The sequence below is a fragment of the Desulfosalsimonas sp. genome, from assembly GCF_046483245.1.
Taxonomy (GTDB): Bacteria; Desulfobacterota; Desulfobacteria; order Desulfobacterales; family Desulfosalsimonadaceae; genus Desulfosalsimonas.
Genome location: NZ_JAWODO010000141.1, coordinates 12,565 through 29,058, shown reverse-complemented (window position 1 = coordinate 29,058; position 16,494 = coordinate 12,565). Strand labels below are relative to the sequence as shown.

Annotated in this window: 18 protein-coding genes; 9 read left to right on the top strand and 9 right to left on the bottom strand. The window is 56.5% G+C overall.

Annotated elements, in window-relative coordinates; all coding sequences use genetic code 11:
• Positions 1-20 precede the first annotated feature (20 nt).
• The 5 genes from R6U41_RS12115 to R6U41_RS12095 form a co-directional block, all read right to left on the bottom strand.
• Positions 21-788, bottom strand: coding sequence for a phosphate ABC transporter ATP-binding protein (locus R6U41_RS12115; RefSeq protein ID WP_410270094.1), 768 nt, complete (start codon positions 786-788; stop codon positions 21-23).
• Positions 779-1,648 carry a PstA family ABC transporter permease gene (locus tag R6U41_RS12110; protein ID WP_410270093.1) on the bottom strand — a complete coding sequence of 290 codons (870 nt, stop codon included), beginning with the start codon at positions 1,646-1,648 and terminating at the stop codon, positions 779-781. The genes R6U41_RS12115 and R6U41_RS12110 overlap by 10 nt, the downstream gene beginning before the upstream one ends.
• The gene (locus R6U41_RS12105) at positions 1,638-2,504 is read right to left on the bottom strand and encodes a PstC family ABC transporter permease (RefSeq protein ID WP_410270092.1); all 867 of its coding nucleotides are present in this window, start codon (positions 2,502-2,504) and stop codon (positions 1,638-1,640) included. Before R6U41_RS12105 ends, R6U41_RS12110 begins: the two co-directional genes overlap by 11 nt.
• 30 nt (positions 2,505-2,534) lie before the next feature.
• Positions 2,535-3,374: a phosphate ABC transporter substrate-binding protein gene (locus R6U41_RS12100; protein ID WP_410270091.1), complete on the bottom strand. Its 840-nt coding sequence runs from the start codon at positions 3,372-3,374 to the stop codon at positions 2,535-2,537.
• A gap of 97 nt (positions 3,375-3,471) precedes the next feature.
• Positions 3,472-3,861: a hypothetical protein gene (locus R6U41_RS12095; protein ID WP_410270090.1), complete on the bottom strand. Its 390-nt coding sequence runs from the start codon at positions 3,859-3,861 to the stop codon at positions 3,472-3,474.
• Between the two features lie 299 nt (positions 3,862-4,160).
• On the opposite strand from R6U41_RS12095, the gene menA reads away from it, so the two are divergent.
• Both menA and R6U41_RS12085 read left to right on the top strand, forming a co-directional pair.
• Positions 4,161-5,051 carry a 1,4-dihydroxy-2-naphthoate octaprenyltransferase gene (gene menA, locus R6U41_RS12090; RefSeq protein WP_410270089.1) on the top strand — a complete coding sequence of 297 codons (891 nt, stop codon included), beginning with the start codon at positions 4,161-4,163 and terminating at the stop codon, positions 5,049-5,051.
• Entirely contained in the window at positions 5,048-5,674 is a 627-nt protein-coding gene (locus R6U41_RS12085; protein ID WP_410270088.1) for a CPBP family intramembrane glutamic endopeptidase, read from the top strand. The genes menA and R6U41_RS12085 overlap by 4 nt, the downstream gene beginning before the upstream one ends.
• A 7-nt stretch (positions 5,675-5,681) precedes the next feature.
• On the opposite strand, the gene R6U41_RS12080 is transcribed toward R6U41_RS12085, so the two are convergent.
• Positions 5,682-6,851: an MFS transporter gene (locus R6U41_RS12080; RefSeq protein WP_410270087.1), complete on the bottom strand. Its 1,170-nt coding sequence runs from the start codon at positions 6,849-6,851 to the stop codon at positions 5,682-5,684.
• Positions 6,852-7,155: 304 nt separating this feature from the next.
• Entirely contained in the window at positions 7,156-7,611 is a 456-nt protein-coding gene (locus R6U41_RS12075) for a hypothetical protein (protein WP_410270086.1), read from the bottom strand.
• A gap of 1 nt (position 7,612) precedes the next feature.
• On the opposite strand from R6U41_RS12075, the gene R6U41_RS12070 reads away from it, so the two are divergent.
• Positions 7,613-8,116: a molybdopterin dinucleotide binding domain-containing protein gene (locus tag R6U41_RS12070; protein ID WP_410270085.1), complete on the top strand. Its 504-nt coding sequence runs from the start codon at positions 7,613-7,615 to the stop codon at positions 8,114-8,116.
• A gap of 255 nt (positions 8,117-8,371) precedes the next feature.
• Here R6U41_RS12070 and R6U41_RS12065 read toward each other — a convergent pair whose 3' ends face one another.
• Positions 8,372-9,559 carry a response regulator gene (locus tag R6U41_RS12065; RefSeq protein WP_410270084.1) on the bottom strand — a complete coding sequence of 396 codons (1,188 nt, stop codon included), beginning with the start codon at positions 9,557-9,559 and terminating at the stop codon, positions 8,372-8,374.
• A 120-nt stretch (positions 9,560-9,679) separates the two neighbouring features.
• Here R6U41_RS12065 and R6U41_RS12060 point away from each other — a divergent pair, with 120 nt between their 5' ends.
• The 3 genes from R6U41_RS12060 (at position 9,680) to R6U41_RS12050 (ending at position 11,869) form a co-directional block, all read left to right on the top strand.
• Positions 9,680-9,955, top strand: a complete 276-nt coding sequence (locus R6U41_RS12060; RefSeq protein ID WP_410270083.1) for a hypothetical protein — start codon at positions 9,680-9,682, stop codon at positions 9,953-9,955.
• A gap of 87 nt (positions 9,956-10,042) precedes the next feature.
• On the top strand, positions 10,043-11,317 hold the full coding sequence (locus R6U41_RS12055; RefSeq protein WP_410270082.1) for a class II fructose-bisphosphate aldolase: 1,275 nt from the start codon (positions 10,043-10,045) through the stop codon (positions 11,315-11,317).
• 3 nt (positions 11,318-11,320) lie between these two features.
• Positions 11,321-11,869 carry an NUDIX hydrolase gene (locus tag R6U41_RS12050; protein ID WP_410270081.1) on the top strand — a complete coding sequence of 183 codons (549 nt, stop codon included), beginning with the start codon at positions 11,321-11,323 and terminating at the stop codon, positions 11,867-11,869.
• Positions 11,870-11,877: 8 nt separating this feature from the next.
• On the opposite strand, the gene R6U41_RS12045 is transcribed toward R6U41_RS12050, so the two are convergent.
• Complete coding sequence (locus R6U41_RS12045) at positions 11,878-12,417, bottom strand: CvpA family protein (protein ID WP_410270080.1); 540 nt, start codon at positions 12,415-12,417, stop codon at positions 11,878-11,880.
• Between the two features lie 257 nt (positions 12,418-12,674).
• On the opposite strand from R6U41_RS12045, the gene R6U41_RS12040 reads away from it, so the two are divergent.
• From R6U41_RS12040 to ybeY, 3 genes are read left to right on the top strand one after another with little or no spacing between them, the layout of a single operon-like run.
• Positions 12,675-13,667, top strand: coding sequence for a PhoH family protein (locus tag R6U41_RS12040; protein ID WP_410270079.1), 993 nt, complete (start codon positions 12,675-12,677; stop codon positions 13,665-13,667).
• Positions 13,668-13,690: 23 nt separating this feature from the next.
• A complete protein-coding gene (locus R6U41_RS12035; RefSeq protein ID WP_410270078.1) occupies positions 13,691-16,093 on the top strand; it encodes an HD family phosphohydrolase in 2,403 nt (800 codons plus the stop codon).
• On the top strand, positions 15,993-16,472 hold the full coding sequence (gene ybeY / locus R6U41_RS12030) for an rRNA maturation RNase YbeY (protein ID WP_410270077.1): 480 nt from the start codon (positions 15,993-15,995) through the stop codon (positions 16,470-16,472). Before R6U41_RS12035 ends, ybeY begins: the two co-directional genes overlap by 101 nt.
• Positions 16,473-16,494: the final 22 nt, after the last annotated feature.

Genomic DNA, 16,494 nt, shown 5'->3' with positions numbered 1-16,494 from the left:
GACAATCTCACCGGCCAGGCTCATTGCTCAGAGCCGGTGATGCATTCTTCGAGCAGATGCCGGTGAATGCTTGCTTTCTCAAGTTTATGCGCGACTTTCCCGGATTCAAAAACAAAGGCGGCTTGCGCCAGGCGCTCTGCTTGAGCCGGGCTGTGGGAGACCACCAGCATGGGATAGGATTTGGCCAGGGGGATCAGCAGATCCTCGATACGTCGGCCGGCTCTGAAATCCAGAGATGCCGTGGGTTCATCCAAAAGCAGGAGCTGCGGCTCCAGGGCCAGGCAGCGGGCCAGGCAAAGACGCTGCTGCTGGCCGCCGGACAGGGAAAGGGCCGGATCATCGAGCCGGTGGCTGACCTCCTGCCAAAGCCGGGTTTGCTCCAGCACCTTGTGCATCCGGGCACGGCACTGCTGTTTACTCAGCCCGGAGGTAAGCCCGAGGGGCACAAGGATGTTTTTGGCAATGGAGACCGGCATCAGGTTGGGCGTCTGAAACACCATGCCCACCTTGCGCCGGAGATTGAGCAGGTCGGTGCGGGGTGCGAGAATATCACACCACCTGCCGTCTATAAAAAGATTCACCGATCCTTTGGTGACAGCGCCCATTTCATCGTTGAGCCGGTTTAATGTGCGCAGAAACGTGGTTTTTCCGGAACCTGAACGACCCAGCAGACAGACGATTCCCCCGGCATCCGCGGCCAGGCTGACCCGGTCGAGCACCACCTGCCGGCCAAAGCCGACAGTCAGGTCCTTTGTCTCAAGAAACGGCTTTTTTGTTTTTAAGACCATGTTTTTTCGATTTTCTGCTGAATCCATCGTGCAGACACAAAAAGCGAAGCGGTCAGGGCCAAAAGCACCAGACAGGCGCCAAAGCCGGTCTGCAGTTCAGACTGGCTCCGGTATTCAGCCGCCAGATAATAAATGGTAAACGGTAGGGCCTCAAAAGGCCCCAGCACTCCCCGGGGAAGTCCGGCATTGGCCACAACACCGGTTAAAAGAATCACGGCTGTATCCTCGGCCGCCCGGCCCACGGCCAGAATCACACCTCCCAAAATCCCCCTGGAAGCCTGGGGCAGGATACAATGGACCATGTTCTGCCACAGGGTCAGGCCCAAAGAAGGGCCGATGAGCCGCTGGGTCAGGGGAATGGATTCCACGGCATTCTGGGTGGCCCGCACGATATACGGCAGAATCAAAACCGCCAGGCAAACCCCTGCAAGCAAAAGACAGGTATTGGCCCCGGGCAGAAAGGTCCGGCGCAGAAAAAGAATCATGGCAAACCCGAAAAGGCCCATGACAATGGACGGTGTACCGGCCAGCTGATTGATGCAAAGGCTGCAGAACTCCTTTTTCCGCCCCTTTGCCAGAACCGCCAGATACAATCCGCAGCCCAGGCCAAAGGGAAGGGCCAGGGATGCGGCCAGCAGAACCAGAACAAGCGTTCCCACGCATGCCGGCCATATTCCGTCCCACACCGGTACCTGACCGGAAATGGCCGCCCATGCCGGTGCATCTCCGAAAAACAGCGCAGGGCCGAGCACAGCCCCGCCCTGCCAGGCGACAAAGCCCAGCAGACTGCAGACCGCTGCTGTTGTCACCAGGGCACAGCTCCAGGCAAAAAAGGAGATCAGCCTGTCTTTACCCGTCACGCGAAAGCCCCCCGAATTTTTGCTGCACCCGGAAGACCGTGATATTGACCGCTGCTGCAATGAAAAACAGCAGGCATCCGGCCGCAAAAACCGAGCGGTAAGCCTGGCTTTGGCTGTCGGTGGCCACTACCAGGGCAATATGGGCGGTGAGGGTCCGGATGGAATCAAACAGGGAATCCGGAAGCTGGGGCGCATTTCCGGCCAGCATCAGGGCAATCAGGGTGTCTCCCACCGCCCGGGCAAAACCAAGCAGCACCGCAGCCAGAAGCCCGGGCCATGCAGCCGGAAAAATCACATAGATCAGCGATTGCACCCTGGACAGCCCCAGGGCCCTGCAGGTCAAAGACAACTCCTGATCCACCCGCTCCAGGGCGCTTAACCCGATGAGCACAATGGTGGGCAATATGAGAAAACCCAGGGTCAGGCCTGCGGCAAGCAGACAGTAGCCCGCACTCCCTGAAAAATGACTGCGCAGAAACGGCACCAGGGTAAAGGCGGCAACAAACCCGTAAACCACCGTGGGGATGCCGGACATAAAGCGCACCAGGGCCTTGACCGCCCCTGCCGCCGGCCCCGGTCCGAGCCCGGAGCAAAACAGGCACAATCCGGCGGCCAGGGGGCATGCCACCAGCATGGCCAGTACGGTGAGATACATTGATCCCAGGATCATGGGAAGGATCCCGTAGTGACCCTGGAAAGGCCGCCAGTTCAAGCTGAGCAGGTCCTTCCATTCACCCCCGGCAAATACCGGCCAGGCAAAATACACCAGAAAGGCAAACACCGCGAGCACGCAGGCCATGCTGACAATTGCCGCTGCATAAAGCAGGATGCGGCTGAAGATTTCCGACAAATGCACGCCAAACCCGATCCGGATGATATGGAAATTCTATTGCCCGACGGAAATAAAGCCGTTTTCAGACACGATTTGCGCGCCCCTGGGACCCTGCAGATAATCAATAAACGCCCTGGCCAGCTTGCCGGGCTCGCCCTTTGTATTCATGTACAGTTTTCGCACCACTGGATAAGACCCGTCTTTGGCCTTTTCCCGGGTGGGGGAAACACCGTCGATGGCCACCCCGGAAACCGAGTCGTCCATGTGACCGATGCTGAGATAGCCGATGGCATCAGGGTCCCTGGAGATCGCCACTTTCATGGCCCCATTGGACTGGATCACATTGGCCTCCACGGCCACCGGACCCTTGTCCAGGGCTTTTTTCCAGAAAACGCTCCGGGTTCCGCTGGCCTCATCCCGGGTATACAGGTTGATCTGCCGGTCAGCTCCCCCCACTTGCTTCCAGGAGCCAATCTCGCCTGCAAAAATGGCTTTGACCTGGTTCTTTTTCAAATTGTTTACGGGATTGTCCGGGTGAACAGCAAGGCCTACACCGTCCACGGCAAAGGCATAGGATTTGAGCCCGAACTTGTCGCGCTCTTCGTCGCTTAAGGCCCGGCCGGTGTTGCCGATATCCACCAGACCGGCGCCGACTTTCTGGACCCCCACCCCGGAGCCGCCGCCGGCCACGGTGATGGCGATATCCGGATTGTGTTCCATGATCTGCCGGGCGGCCTGTTTCATCACCGGGATATGCGCCGTGCCGCCGGCAATGGTCAACCTGCCGGACAAGCCGTCAAATGCCGATAAGTCAGATGACCCGGCCCATACCGGCTGAATGCTGAAAACGGCCATGCACAAACAGCAAAAAACAAAAGTGATCCTGCGGAACATAAAAAATCTCCTTTCTGATGTTGAATCTTATTTTGACAGTGAAAAAGCCTTGCAGTCAGTGCCAGTTTTTTCGCTCCTGAGCGTTTTTGCGGATTCATCAAAAAACCAGGGGAAACTCAATGACCAGGCCGGCGATAACAGAAACCGCCAGGGGGGCGTACATGGCACCCGGGCCCTTGACGCTGTAAAACAAAATCCCGATTTTCTCCGCGCCTTCTGCCCGGGGATAGATCAACATGAGCACAAACAAAGCGGCAAAAACAGCCGGCAGCACCCAGCCCGCCGCAGGAGCGAGCTTCTGGGTCCGGCCGCGGACAATGGGCGCTGATCCGCCCCGCGGCCGGAATTCCTTAAAAGCCAGGGCCGCAGCCAGGGACCCCAGCACGAAACCAATGATTTCCGGTCGCATGTATTGCACCAAAGCAGCTCTGTGAAAACCCACGGCCCCGGCAATATCTCTTTCAAAGCAGGCAACGCAAATGCCCATGTTGCCCGATTTCCCAGATACTGGAGCAGTGCGGCTCCCTGAGTTTTGAGATATATCTATGATCAAAATTATTTATGTGTCAAATCGCTAATTTCGATCAAACTTTTCACAATCATAGAAACTCCCTATGGATGGGAAGTTTCCCCCGGCTCCAGCACGGAAGCTGCAAGCAGGCTTTCAGGTTTCGGGATTTTTTGCGCTTGACGCCCGGGTGTGCTTGGCGTATGTTTCCTGTTTATCAAAAATCCGGGGATTTCCGGATGTTGCCGGATTGACGACAAATAACAGGTTTTTTGCAAGTGACGGAACTTTACCGCAACTGGTTTCTGGCCAGCCGGCCCTGGTCGTTTATCATGACCGCCATTTCCACCGGCGTGGGAGGGGCTGTGGCGGCCATTGACGGGCCTTTTTCCTGGGGGCTTTTTGCCGCCACTCTGCTGGGGGCGGTTTTTCTGCATGCCGCCACAAACCTGATCAATGACTATTATGACGTGCAAAAGGGCGTGGACACGGTTGAGGCCGCCACGGCCCAGTACCGGCCCCACCCACTGGTGGAGGGAAAGCTGCGGCCCAAAAGTGTGCTGGCGGCATCCTTTCTGCTTTTTGCCATTGGCGCGGGCATCGGCCTGTGGCTGGCCGCCGAAAGGGGCTGGCCGATTCTGGCCATCGGTACTGTGGGCGTGCTGGCCAGCCTGGCCTACACGGCCCCGCCGGTGAGCTACAAGTACATCGCCCTGGGCGAATTTTCGGTGTTTCTCATGTGGGGCCCGCTCATGGTGGAGGGCACCTATTATGTCCAGCATCAGCAATTCAGCGCCCATGCCTTGTGGATCAGCATCCCCTTTGGCACCATTGTGGCCCTGGTGCTGCTGGCCAACAATCTGCGCGATATCGCCCATGACAAAAGCCGCCGCATCCGCACAATCGCCATCGTGCTGGGGGCGCAAAAGGGATTTTACCTGTATGCCGCCCTGATTGCCGCAGCCTACGCCAGCATTCCGGTGATGATTCTCGCCGGTGTTCTCTCGTGGTGGTCTTTAATGGTGTTTTTCTCCGTGCCCATTGCCGTCAGTATTCTTCGCATCATGTCGGAAAAAATCCCCAAGGACGCAGATGCGCGCACAGCCCGGCTCGACACGGTGTTTGGCGTGCTGCTGCTGATCTCCCTGATTGCCGAGGCCCTTTTATGAATCAGTACCGCTTTGCCTGGAAACCCGTGGCCGCAACCGTGGTCATTGCCGTCCTGCTGTGGTGGATGACCTTTTACCTGCAGTTCGGGGTGTTCTGGTTTAAAATCGCGTTTTCCGCTTTTGTCCTGGCCGTGCTCTCGTTTATCCTCCAGCCCGCCCGGCTCATAAATTTTCGCATCAACTGGCGCAGCATTGCCATCGGCCTGGTATCTGCGGCTTTGCTGTATCTGCTTTTCTGGGCCGGAAAAACCCTTTCCACGGCCCTGCTGCCCTTTGCCGGCGACCAGATCGGCGCCATTTACGACAAGGGCGAGGGCACGCCCCAATGGCTTATCATCCTTCTTCTTTTTTTTATCACCGGGCCTTGCGAGGAAATTTACTGGCGGGGCTATCTGCAGCGCCAGCTCATGGTGCGCTTCGGCGGGGCGGGCGGATGGCTGCTGGCAACCCTTTGCTACGCGGGCGTTCACATCAGCTCGGGCAACTTCATGCTCACGGCCGCAGCCGGTGTTGCCGGGGCCTTCTGGGGGGTTATGTACTGGCGGTTCAAGGATCTGTCCCCGGTGATCATCTCCCACTGCATCTGGAGCACATTTATCTTTGCGGTCATGCCGGTGCCGTAAAACGCCTTTAGGGGCTGCGGGCCGGCAGGGAGCCGAACATGCGCATATAAACGGCAAACAAAAACGGAATCACCGCAATTGCGCTTCCGGCAAAAAATGCGCCCCGTACGGCGGTATCTGTTACAAACAGGGCAAGAAACAGCGGGGATACGGTCTGGCCCAGGTAAATCAGTAGGGTGAACACCGACAGCACCCCGGCGCGCAGCTCAGTTGCCACCAAACCGGCGGCAGCGGAGTTGAGCGTGGGCATCAGGACCCCGAATCCCAGGCCCCACACCCCCATAAACACCAGAAGAAGCGGATAACTTCCGGAAAAGCCCGTGAGCAGGTGGCTGATCCCGCAGCAGGCAAATCCCCAAATCACCCGAGTTTGCTCGCAAAAATGCCGGCTCACGGTCCCGGCCCGGGAGGCCACAAGGCCCGACACTCCGGCGGCAGCGGATATGGCCAGCCCGGAATGCAGGGTGGTGAGTCCGAAGTCGCGCACCACAAGAATCGGCATGTAGACCACAATGCCGTAGAGCAGAACAAATCCCATGAAATTTGAAAAAAACAGCCAGACCGCCCGGATGTTGGCAATGGCGGCCAGGGCCTTGATCATATATCCCGGGGTCCGGGCGCCTCTGCCCGGCTCCTTTAGCCGAAAACCCGCAACAATTGCAAGCACAATGGCTGCAGCGTGGATGTAGAAGGGCAGAAACCAGGCAAACACGGCAATGGCCCCGGAGACAAACGGCACGGTGGCATTTGTCAGCCCCTGCACCGTTATCCGGTATCCCATGGCCCGGCTCCGATCCGGCTCCTCGTACATATCCCCGATGGCCGTCACCACGGTATTCATCATGCCCCCCACAGCGATGCCCTGAAGGGCCCGCCACACCAGCACAACCCAGAATGACCGGGTAAAGGTGATCAGCAGCCCGGCCGCCCCAAACAGCATCACCGAGGGAACAATCACCTTTTTTCTGCCGAATCGGTCGGCCACCGGCCCCAGAAGCGGGGTGGCCACCATGGCGGCAAAGGTGTAGGCGCTCAGGGCCAGGCCCACGTTTCTGCCCGTGGCCCCCTCCAGGTTGATCATCTCCGGCAGAATCGGGCCCACAAGGCTGCCGCCGGTGACCGCAAACATGACCACCGCAAGCAGGATCAGCAGATTTCCGTTCCTGAAAAAACGCATGTTCATCCACCACAATCGGTCGCAAATTAAGCTGAAAAACCGCCAACCATCATAATACGCCCCTTTCCAAAACGCAACGCCTGCGGGGGAAGCTGTCGGACGGCCAAACCCAACCGAAAACACAGGAATTCCGCAAGTATAAGTATAGGGAGGCAAGCCCGCGGCCGGGGGCGGTTTTTTTGCTCCTGACCGTTTCCGGGATTCATCCAATGCCTCCGCGGAAATTTCAAAAACTCGGCCTGCCGGCCTCAAACAATTTGAAATTTGCTCGCTCCGGCATTGGCTGAATTTTTCCCGGAAACGGTCAATGTCGCTTACAAACCGCCCCCGGCCGCGAGCTTGCCTGGCAGCGCTGAGCAAATGCACAACCTGGAAACCACTGTATATCTTCTGCTGAAATTAGTCCTGCAAACCAAGTGTCGGCGCACTTCACTTGTGACAGGCCACCAACAATGCATTTTTTCAAGCTTACTTTGAGTTGTCCATGGGCAGGGGTGGGGGAGGGTTTGTTTGACTGCATTGGAGCGGTTTGGCCAAAAGATTGTCCCGGGGCTTTGGCGCCCGGAATTTCAAACTGTCTGAGGGCGATCAGCCTGAGTTTTTGAAATTCCAGCCAAAGCCCCGGGACAATCGGCCAAAGCGATCCGCAGGCAAACAAAGCCGCCCCCACCCCCCGCCCATGCGAAAAACCGGGAAGACGTCTTTTTGCGAAGTCAGTGCCATAAAACCCATCATGTCTTTTTCCGCTTTTGATTTTCACTATGGAAACCCCGGGAGACGGGCAAATCCGGGCCCTTTACATCAACGAATCCACCCGCAGGGCCAGCGTGATTCAACAGGCCATGGCTGACTTGGGAAATCCGGATGAAACCGGTTCAGACACGGGCCGGCCCCTGCGCCTGATCGGCCGGCGGCATTTGCGCACCAACAATTCCTGGATGCATAACATCCCCGCCCTGTCGGCAAAGAATCCATGCACCCTGCAGGTCAACCCCGAAGACGCCGCCCGGCTCAGGCTCAAAGACGGGCAGACAGCGCAGATCACATCAAATGCCGGCACCGTGAACGCGCTCGTGGAAATCACGGACCGGGTCATGGAAGGGGTGGTGAGCCTGCCCCACGGATGGGGCCATGACATGGAAGCAATGCAGATGCAGGTGGCTGCCGCAAATCCGGGTGTCAACACCAACCGCATTGTGCCGGGGGCAGTGGATCCCCTGTCTGCCACAGCCGTGTTAAACGCTATTGCCGTAACCGTGAGCTGAAAGGAAGGAAGCCCTGCGGCCGGGGTCAGTTTTTTCGCTCCGGCATTTGCTGAATTTTTCCGTAAACGCTCAATGTCGCTTACAAACCGACCCCGCCCTTGGACTTCCTTGAAAGTCTGATTTCAGACGGCGCCATAAAAAGTTCAAGATCAAGGCTTGCGCAATTTCGAAGAATGCAGCGTACTTATCCGTACGTGAAATTCTGAGAAATTGCGCGTAACGCAGATATTGGACTTTTTATGGCGCCGTCAAAAGTTAAATCAGCGATTCCAGACAGGTTTTGACAAAATACCAGTTGCACCGGGGACCGCACAGCACCAGGGACCACAGCGGGCTCTGGCCGGGCTCCACAGCCAGTTCCTGAAGCACCAGAACGCCGTTTTCCCCGTGAAGGGTCAGCCCGGAAACCGGGCCCAGGCCCGCACTTTTGGCTGCGGGCGCGGAAGTGTTGAAAAACGGGGCCAGCTTTTGTGTCAGGGCGCGGGTGTCGGGTTTTTTTGCGTCCTCGTATTGAAGGGCCTGAAACGCCAGGTGGCTGTCGACCACCGCGATCATCTGAAAATCCCGGGTTTCTTCGGACTGCTTCAGGATGGAGACAATCTGTTTTACCACGTCCCGGCAATTCTGCGCCACCTCGGCCTCATCGCCAGCCCCGGGCTCCGGCTGATCCGGCTCGATTTCCTCCACAAGCTCGATGACCTCGAAGTCCTCTTCAAAAGTGCGGGCTTTTTCCCCGTGGCCCCAGGCCTCGGAGGCCGGTTTGGGATCAGCGGGTTTTGCAGTGGTGCTCCAGGTGGCTTCGGCAAAATCCATGAGCTTGGTCTTGACCCTTCTACGGGTGCGGCGGCGGGGCAGGTCTGAAAAGGAAAAGGAAATCCGGTTCCAGGATGCGATCTGGCCGGCCGCCTCCTGCACTGACAGATCCCCGCAATGGGCATCAATGATCTCACCGTTTTCAAAATACAAAAACCCCATGCGCTTGCCTGCGGCTTTGACCTTCATGCGGCAGGTTTTCTGCTGCAGTTCCAGCAGGGGCAGAAGCGTTGCCATGTTCATGCCCTGGGCGCCGGCGCCTTCATCGCGCAGGTTTAACCCCACAAAAATCGCCGACACCAGCGATCCCACCTGGAACGGCTTTTCCAGGTGATAGAGAAAGGACTGCTGGCTGATGCGCTTTTTAAACCATGGCTTGCCCCGGTCGGTCATGACAATGCAGGGAGTCCGGGGGTGATTGATGGACATGTAGGAAAGCAGTTCCAGGGCATCCAGGCTCGGGGTTTCAATATCTGTGGCCAGCACGGAAACCGGCTGCTTTGACAGGAGTGAAAGGGCCTCACGGCCGTCAGCCGCGGTGAGCACCTCAAACTGCCGAACCTTTTCCAGACCGGTTTTTGTCTGCTCCAGAAAGGCCTCGTCTCCGTCGACAATCAGAACCTTGTCCATGAACCCATCCAATATATGTATTGACAGCAAAAATACCGGACCCTTATAATAAAATCAGTGCAAAAAATCTTATACCATATTCAACTCCCGGATTTCAACGGAAATACAACGGAAGTGGTCATGAACGCCCAAGACTCCCGACATGCCGAATACAAACATGTCACCGCCCTGGAAAACCCGTTTGAGGCCCAGCTGCTTGAATCGATTCTAAGAGAACGCCAAATCCCCCACCGCATGCGCTCTCATCATGACACGGCCTATGACGGTTTATTTCAAATGCAGAAGGGCTGGGGGGAAGTGTTTGCCCCGGAGCCGCAGCACGGCCCTATTCTTGAAATCCTGGAGCAGATCCGGCAGGAGAGTCAAAACGGCAAACACCCGGATTCGGAAGGATAATTTTTTTGTGCGTGCGTCCGGCATGCTTCGTGTTAATAATGATGCATAGGAAATCCTATTTGCGACCATAAGAAGGGAGATATACCAATGAAAAACTACCAGGACGCTTTTGAGCAGGCATTGCAGGTCGGACGGCCGCCCAACGTGGTGGAACTGTTTCCCAATTCCAGGGCCCTGATTGTCAGCGGCAAGTTCATTGACCGGGCCATGCTCAAAAAGGGCAAAGCCATTGCCATGGCCGCCAACGGAAGGAACTACTTTGTCATCCGGGGGGCGCTCATGGCGGCCCAGCGGGCCAATGCCGCCATTATCATCGAGATTGCCAAGTCTGAAAGCAACTACTGCGGGGTGAATTTCTGGAACATTGCCCGGATAGTGGACAATCTTTGCAATGAAATGGGTATCACCGTGCCCGTAGCCGTGCATGCGGACCATTACGGCATCAAGGGCCCCGAAGACGTGGAGGCCGCCAGGACCGAAATCCCCAGCGTGTTTGACGCGGGCATGACCTCCATTGCCATTGACGCGTCCCATCTGCCGGATGAGGAAAACCTGCTTTCCAGCCTCCAACTGTGGCCCTATGTGCCCAAATGGGCGGGACATGAAACCGAAGTGGGCGAAATCAAGGGAAAAACCGGCCTGTCCACCCCCGAGGAAGCCCTGTTTTTGACCCAGGGACTAAACGCCCATGACGTATTTCCGGACTGGATCGCCTTGAACAACGGCACCACCCACGGCATCGAGGCGGCCTCTGAAGGCATCCAGATAGAGCTCACCGCAAGGATCCACGAAGCCCTTGCCCCGTACAAGGTATCGGGCGCCCAGCACGGCACTTCCGGAAACTCCTCGGACCGGCTGCGAAAAATCGCCGAGCAGACCCGCACCACCAAGGCCAATGTGGCCACCGCCCTGCAGATGATTTCCTGGGGCCTGGAGGTCAACGATTACGGCAATGCAAAGCTCGATGACAACGGCAACTTCGTCAAGGTTGAAGGCCAGGGCGTCACTGAAGACACGTGGAAGGAAATGACCGCCTATGCTGAATCCAAGGGCCTGAAAAAGGGCGATTTCAAAAAACTCAACCTCCCGTTTGAAAGCCGGCTGCTGGCCCAGCCCAGAAAAGTGCGCCTGCGAATGGCCGAGCGGGTGGAGCAGTTTGTCTACAACATGCTGGTCAACGTGTTAAACTGCAAGGACACCGCGCCCGTTGCGGTTGAAGAAATCCTTGCAGCCGGCTCCCACGACCCGGGGCCCAAGGCACAGCGCCTGGAAGATCCGGAAAACTGGAGTGAAAGCCGGATCCGGGAACGCGGCGCAGCAATTGAGCGGGACCGGGGCGAAGCCGGCAATTTTGAAGACTGATCCATGAAAGAAAAAAAATTCTGCCCTTACTGCGGATTGGGGCTCACAGAAAAATTTACCGAAGGGCGCATGCGGCAGTACTGCAGCGCATGCGCCCTTCCCATGTATGAAAACCCGGTTCCCGCCACCAGCGTTGTTGTGGCAGACCAAAACGACCGGATTCTGTTGGTAAAGCGCAACATAGAGCCCAAAACCGGCTGGTGGTGCCTGCCCGGCGGGTTTCTGGAAACCGGGGAGAGCCCGGAGGAAGGAGCCCTGCGGGAACTGCGCGAGGAAACCGGTATTTGCGGGAAAATCGACATGCTCCTGGGTGTGCTCACAAACGAGAGCCGGTTCTACAAAGCCATCCTGATGATCGGCTTTCTGGTCAGAAGCTTTTCCGGAACCGCTTGGGCCGGTGATGACGCAGATGATGCCGTCTGGTTTGACAAAGACCGGCTTCCGGAAATTGCATTTAACAGCCACCGGTCCCTGATCCGGATTTATTATGCCGGCTACCGGCCAAACACCCCTGATGCGGCAGCAGTCCCTGATTGCAAGCGTTTCGGCTAAAATCCGGGCTATGAGCCGGTCTGATTTTTCTCCCATTGGGTTTTCAAATCCCGAATCCTGCGGTCCACTGCTTCGCGCGCTTCCTGGGGGATCACCCGGGCAATGCCGGAGGCAATGGCGTTTATGTGGGGCGCGACAACCGAGTCCCGCACCATACGCGCCCCGCCTTCGGGCAAAAACGTAATGAGAAGAAAAAACAGCAGGGAAATCACGATCACGGCCTTTAGGGCGCCAAACACCGAGCCCAGCACCCGGTCGATAACCCCGAGCAGCATAAGTTTGAGCAATGTCCGGATCAGAACCCCTGCCAGCGTGACCGCCAGGAAAACCGCGCAAAACAGTACCAGAAAAGACGTAATATATAGGTAGTGCATATTCTGGATCCAGCCGGAAAGCAGGGGCGCCAGAGCGTCGTGGTGCATAAAGGCGGCATAAAACCCGCCGAGCACCGCGGCAATTGACGCCACCTCCCGAATCACGCCCCGAAACGCGCCCCGGATGATGCAGTAACTGAGAATCACAACAATGACCATGTCAAACGGATTCATCCGCAACTCCTTGCATACAGGCCCCGGACATTGACAAGGCCGGCAGGATAATTACCTTGGTTTTCCTAAAAAAATTGCTGCTGGATTCAGTTAGTTGACTAACAGAGGCGAAAAAAGGCGTCAAGTTCCTTCTGCCATGGGACAAGCCTTATTTTGGCAATTGCAAAACATAAATCTTCCGTGATATACACGGCATAGGAGCGGAAGAAAAAAAACAACCCAAACACGAAATCGTTTAAGGCCCTGCCTGACACCTTATGATGAATTACCAGGAAAAAACCCGCACAGAATTAACCTTTCCAGACCCGGCCCTGGCCCGGAGCCTGTTTGGCACCCATAACGCCAACCTGCAGCGAATCGCAGAATCCTCCGGGGCGAAGATCCACGCCAGGGGAAACGGCGTGCTCGTGGAAGGCGACTCTGTTTCAGCCGAGCTGGCCTGCGAGATTTTAAACCAGCTCTACGGCCTGCTAAAGGAGGGATACCCGGTCTATCCCAATGATGTGGATTACGCGGCCAATGTGCTGTGCCGGGACTGCAGCGTGAAATTAAAAGAAATCTTTCTGGATACGGTTTATATTACTTCGGGCCGGCGCACCATCACCCCCAAAAGCCCGGTTCAGAAAGAATACATTGATGCGGTGCGCAATCACGACATTGTTTTCGGCATCGGCCCGGCAGGAACGGGGAAAACCTATCTGGCCATGGCCATGGCCGTGGCCGCCCTGGCCAGGAAAAAGGTCAGCCGGATCATCCTCACCCGGCCGGCGGTGGAAGCCGGCGAGGCCCTGGGGTTTTTGCCCGGAGACCTGGCCGAAAAGGTCAATCCCTATTTGCGACCCTTATATGACGCACTGCATGACATGATGCCCTTTGAAAAAGCCGGCGGGCTTATCGAACAAGGGGTCATCGAAGTGGCCCCCCTGGCCTTTATGCGGGGCCGGACCTTAAACGACGCCTTTATCATCTTAGATGAGGCCCAGAATTCCACCTCCGAGCAGATGAAGATGTTTCTCACCCGCATCGGGTTTAACTCCAAGGCCGTGATCACCGGAGACATCACCCAAAGCGACCTGCCCAAGAACCGGGCCTCCGGGCTTGTGGAGGCCAAAGAACTGCTGGCGGAAATCGCCGGCATTGAATTTGTGTTTTTTTCCAAACGCGACGTGGTGCGCCACAAACTGGTGCAGAAAATCATTGACGCCTACGAACGCAATGACAACCAAACCGCTGGTACCCACAGGCAATAACAGCCTTCCTTGCCAGGACGCCCATGAACATCTTCCAACGCACCGATATTTCAGTTAAAAAGCCCAATCTCACGGCCTGGATCGTCATTGGCATCCTGGCTGCGGCCACCCTTGTTTCCACGCTGATCTTTTATCCCAAGCTCATTGTCATCCAGACCCCGTACCAAGTTGGCGACATTGCCGATGAAAACATCAAGGCCGCCAGGGACTTCTTTATTGAAGACGGCCGGGCCACCCGCAAAAAGCAGCAGGAAAGCCGCGACCGGGTTCTTACGGTCTACGACCACGATGTTTCCCTGATCGACCAGTTAAAAGGACGTGTTAACAGGGCCTTTCCCATCCCCCGGGCGGTTTTTGAACAACCCCCGGCCCTTGGCGAAAAGGAAGGCGAGCCGGTGTCAGAGGCCGCGGCCCGCACCCGGAAGCTGAATCTGCAAAACCAAGTCTGGCAGAAAAAGCAGGATTTTGAAAAAGCCTTGGGCATTTCCATCAGCAACGGCGCCTACAGCATCCTGGTCAATGAAAAGTTCTCCCCGAGGATCCCCGAACTGATAAACCGGATTCTCACCGAGGTGATGACAAACGGGGTGGTTTCCAACAAGGAGCTGCTGCTGCGGGAAAACCACAGGGGCATTGTCTTAAAAACCGTGGGAAGCGGAAACGAGCGCCACATTACCAATTTGCGGCAGTTCTACAGCCTGGATCAGGCCAAGACCATGGTACGCATCATCGGCGATCCCATGCTAAAGGGCATGGAATACAACCTGGTCAACCTGATCGTGGACTTTACCCAGCGCCTGGTGCAGCCCAATATCACCTTAAATAAAAGCGAGACCGAAAAACGGCGCGATGCCGCGGAAGAAGCCATCAAGCCCATCATGTACCAGATCAAGAAGGGCGAAATGATTCTGCGGGAAGGCGAGCGCATCTCAGAAACCGACATGCTCAAACTCCAGGCCATAGCCCACCAGGGGGGAAAAAAGGAGCTTCTGGGAAAGGCCCTGGGCACCGGGCTGATCATTTTTGTCCTGCTAATGGTCACCTATCTCATCCATCTGCGCCACCGCCCGGAAATAGCCCACAACCCCTCAGGCCGGCTTTTGTTTCTGGCCGCGGTCATGGTCAGCGCCTTTCTGATCGCACAGGTTTCGGCTTCCCTGGCCGTGTCCCTGTCAGAGGAGATGACATTTTCCCTGAATGCCTCCTGCATGTTCTACGGCATTCCCCTGGCGGCCGGGGCCATGATTATCTGCCAGTTCATGGGTTTTTCCGTGGCATTTCCCATAGCCGTTGTCACGGCCCTGCTCACGGGCCTGCTGTTTGAAAACGCCTATCTCATGAGCCTGTATTTTCTGATCAACAGCGTGATGGGCGCCTACTGGTCGCGCCACTGCCGGCACCGCAGGGATTTGATCAAAGCCGGGGCCAAGCTGGGCCTGTTTAACATGGCGCTGGTGGCCATCATCAATATCTACAGTCTCAACCTCGGAGTGCCGGAAATTTTCTGGGACTGGACATTTGCCTTTATCGGCGGCATCAGCGCAAGCATTGTCACCATCGGAGTGGCCCCGCTGGTGGAAATGGGATTCGGTTTTACCACAGACAGCACCCTGCTGGAGCTGTCCAACCTGGACCAGCCCCTGATGCGACGGCTGATGTTAGAAGCGCCCGGCACCTATCACCACAGCGTGATCGTGGGCTCCCTGGTGGAGGCGGCAGCCTCGGAAATCGGGGCCAACCCCCTTCTTGCAAAGGTTTGCGGCTACTATCACGATATCGGAAAGCTCAAAAACCCCCTTCACTTTATTGAAAACCAAAGCGAGGCCAAAAACATACACAACAAGCTGGCCCCGTCCATGTCGTGTCTGATTCTGATCTCGCACGTGAAAAACGGCGTGGAGATGGCCCGGGCCAACAAGCTGGGCCAGGAAATCATCGATGCCATCCGCCAGCACCACGGGACCAGCCTGATCAGCTATTTTTACGAAAAAGCCAAAAAACAGAAAAAAGACCAGCCGGTCAACATTGACAACTTCCGCTATCCGGGCCCCAAACCCCAGACCAAGGAAACCGCGCTGGTCATGCTTGCCGACCAGGTGGAGGCGGCCGCGCGCACAGTGGAGCATCCCACGGCCTCGCGCATCCAGGGCCTGGTGCAGCAGCTGATCAACAAGACCTTTTCAGACAACCAGCTCGATGAATGCCCCCTGACATTAAAGGACCTGCACCATATCGCCAAAAGCTTCATGAAAATCCTGACCGGAATCTATCATCACAGAATCGATTACCCGGAAAAGCCAACCCCAGGCAGTGCAAAGGAAAAAAATGGCCGTTCTGATCACAAACAACCAGAGTCTTTACAAAATATCAACGGATCAAATACAGACGACCGCCCGGGAACTCTTAAACGCCTTGGACAAGGCTGAAGCCGAACTCTCCCTTGTGATCACAGACGACGAGCAGATCGCAGAGATCAACCACCAATACCTCAACCGATCCGGGCCCACCAACGTGATCGCCTTTCCCATGGGAGATCCGGAATTTCCGGAAGTGCAGCCCGAATTGCTCGGAGACGTGATCATCTCGCTTCAAACCGCGGAAAAAGAGGCCGTGGAGGCGCAATACACCATGACGGAGCGGTTTACTGAACTCCTGATTCATGGTATTTTGCATCTGCTGGGATACGATCATGAAACCAACGATGCAGACGCCCGGCAGATGGCGGAAAAAAGCCGGGCGCTGACAGAGCACCTGAAAAAAAACAATCTTCCGGAAAACCCGGGGCAGATGATAGCCCCGGCCTGAACGGTTTTCCGCAACAGGGCAG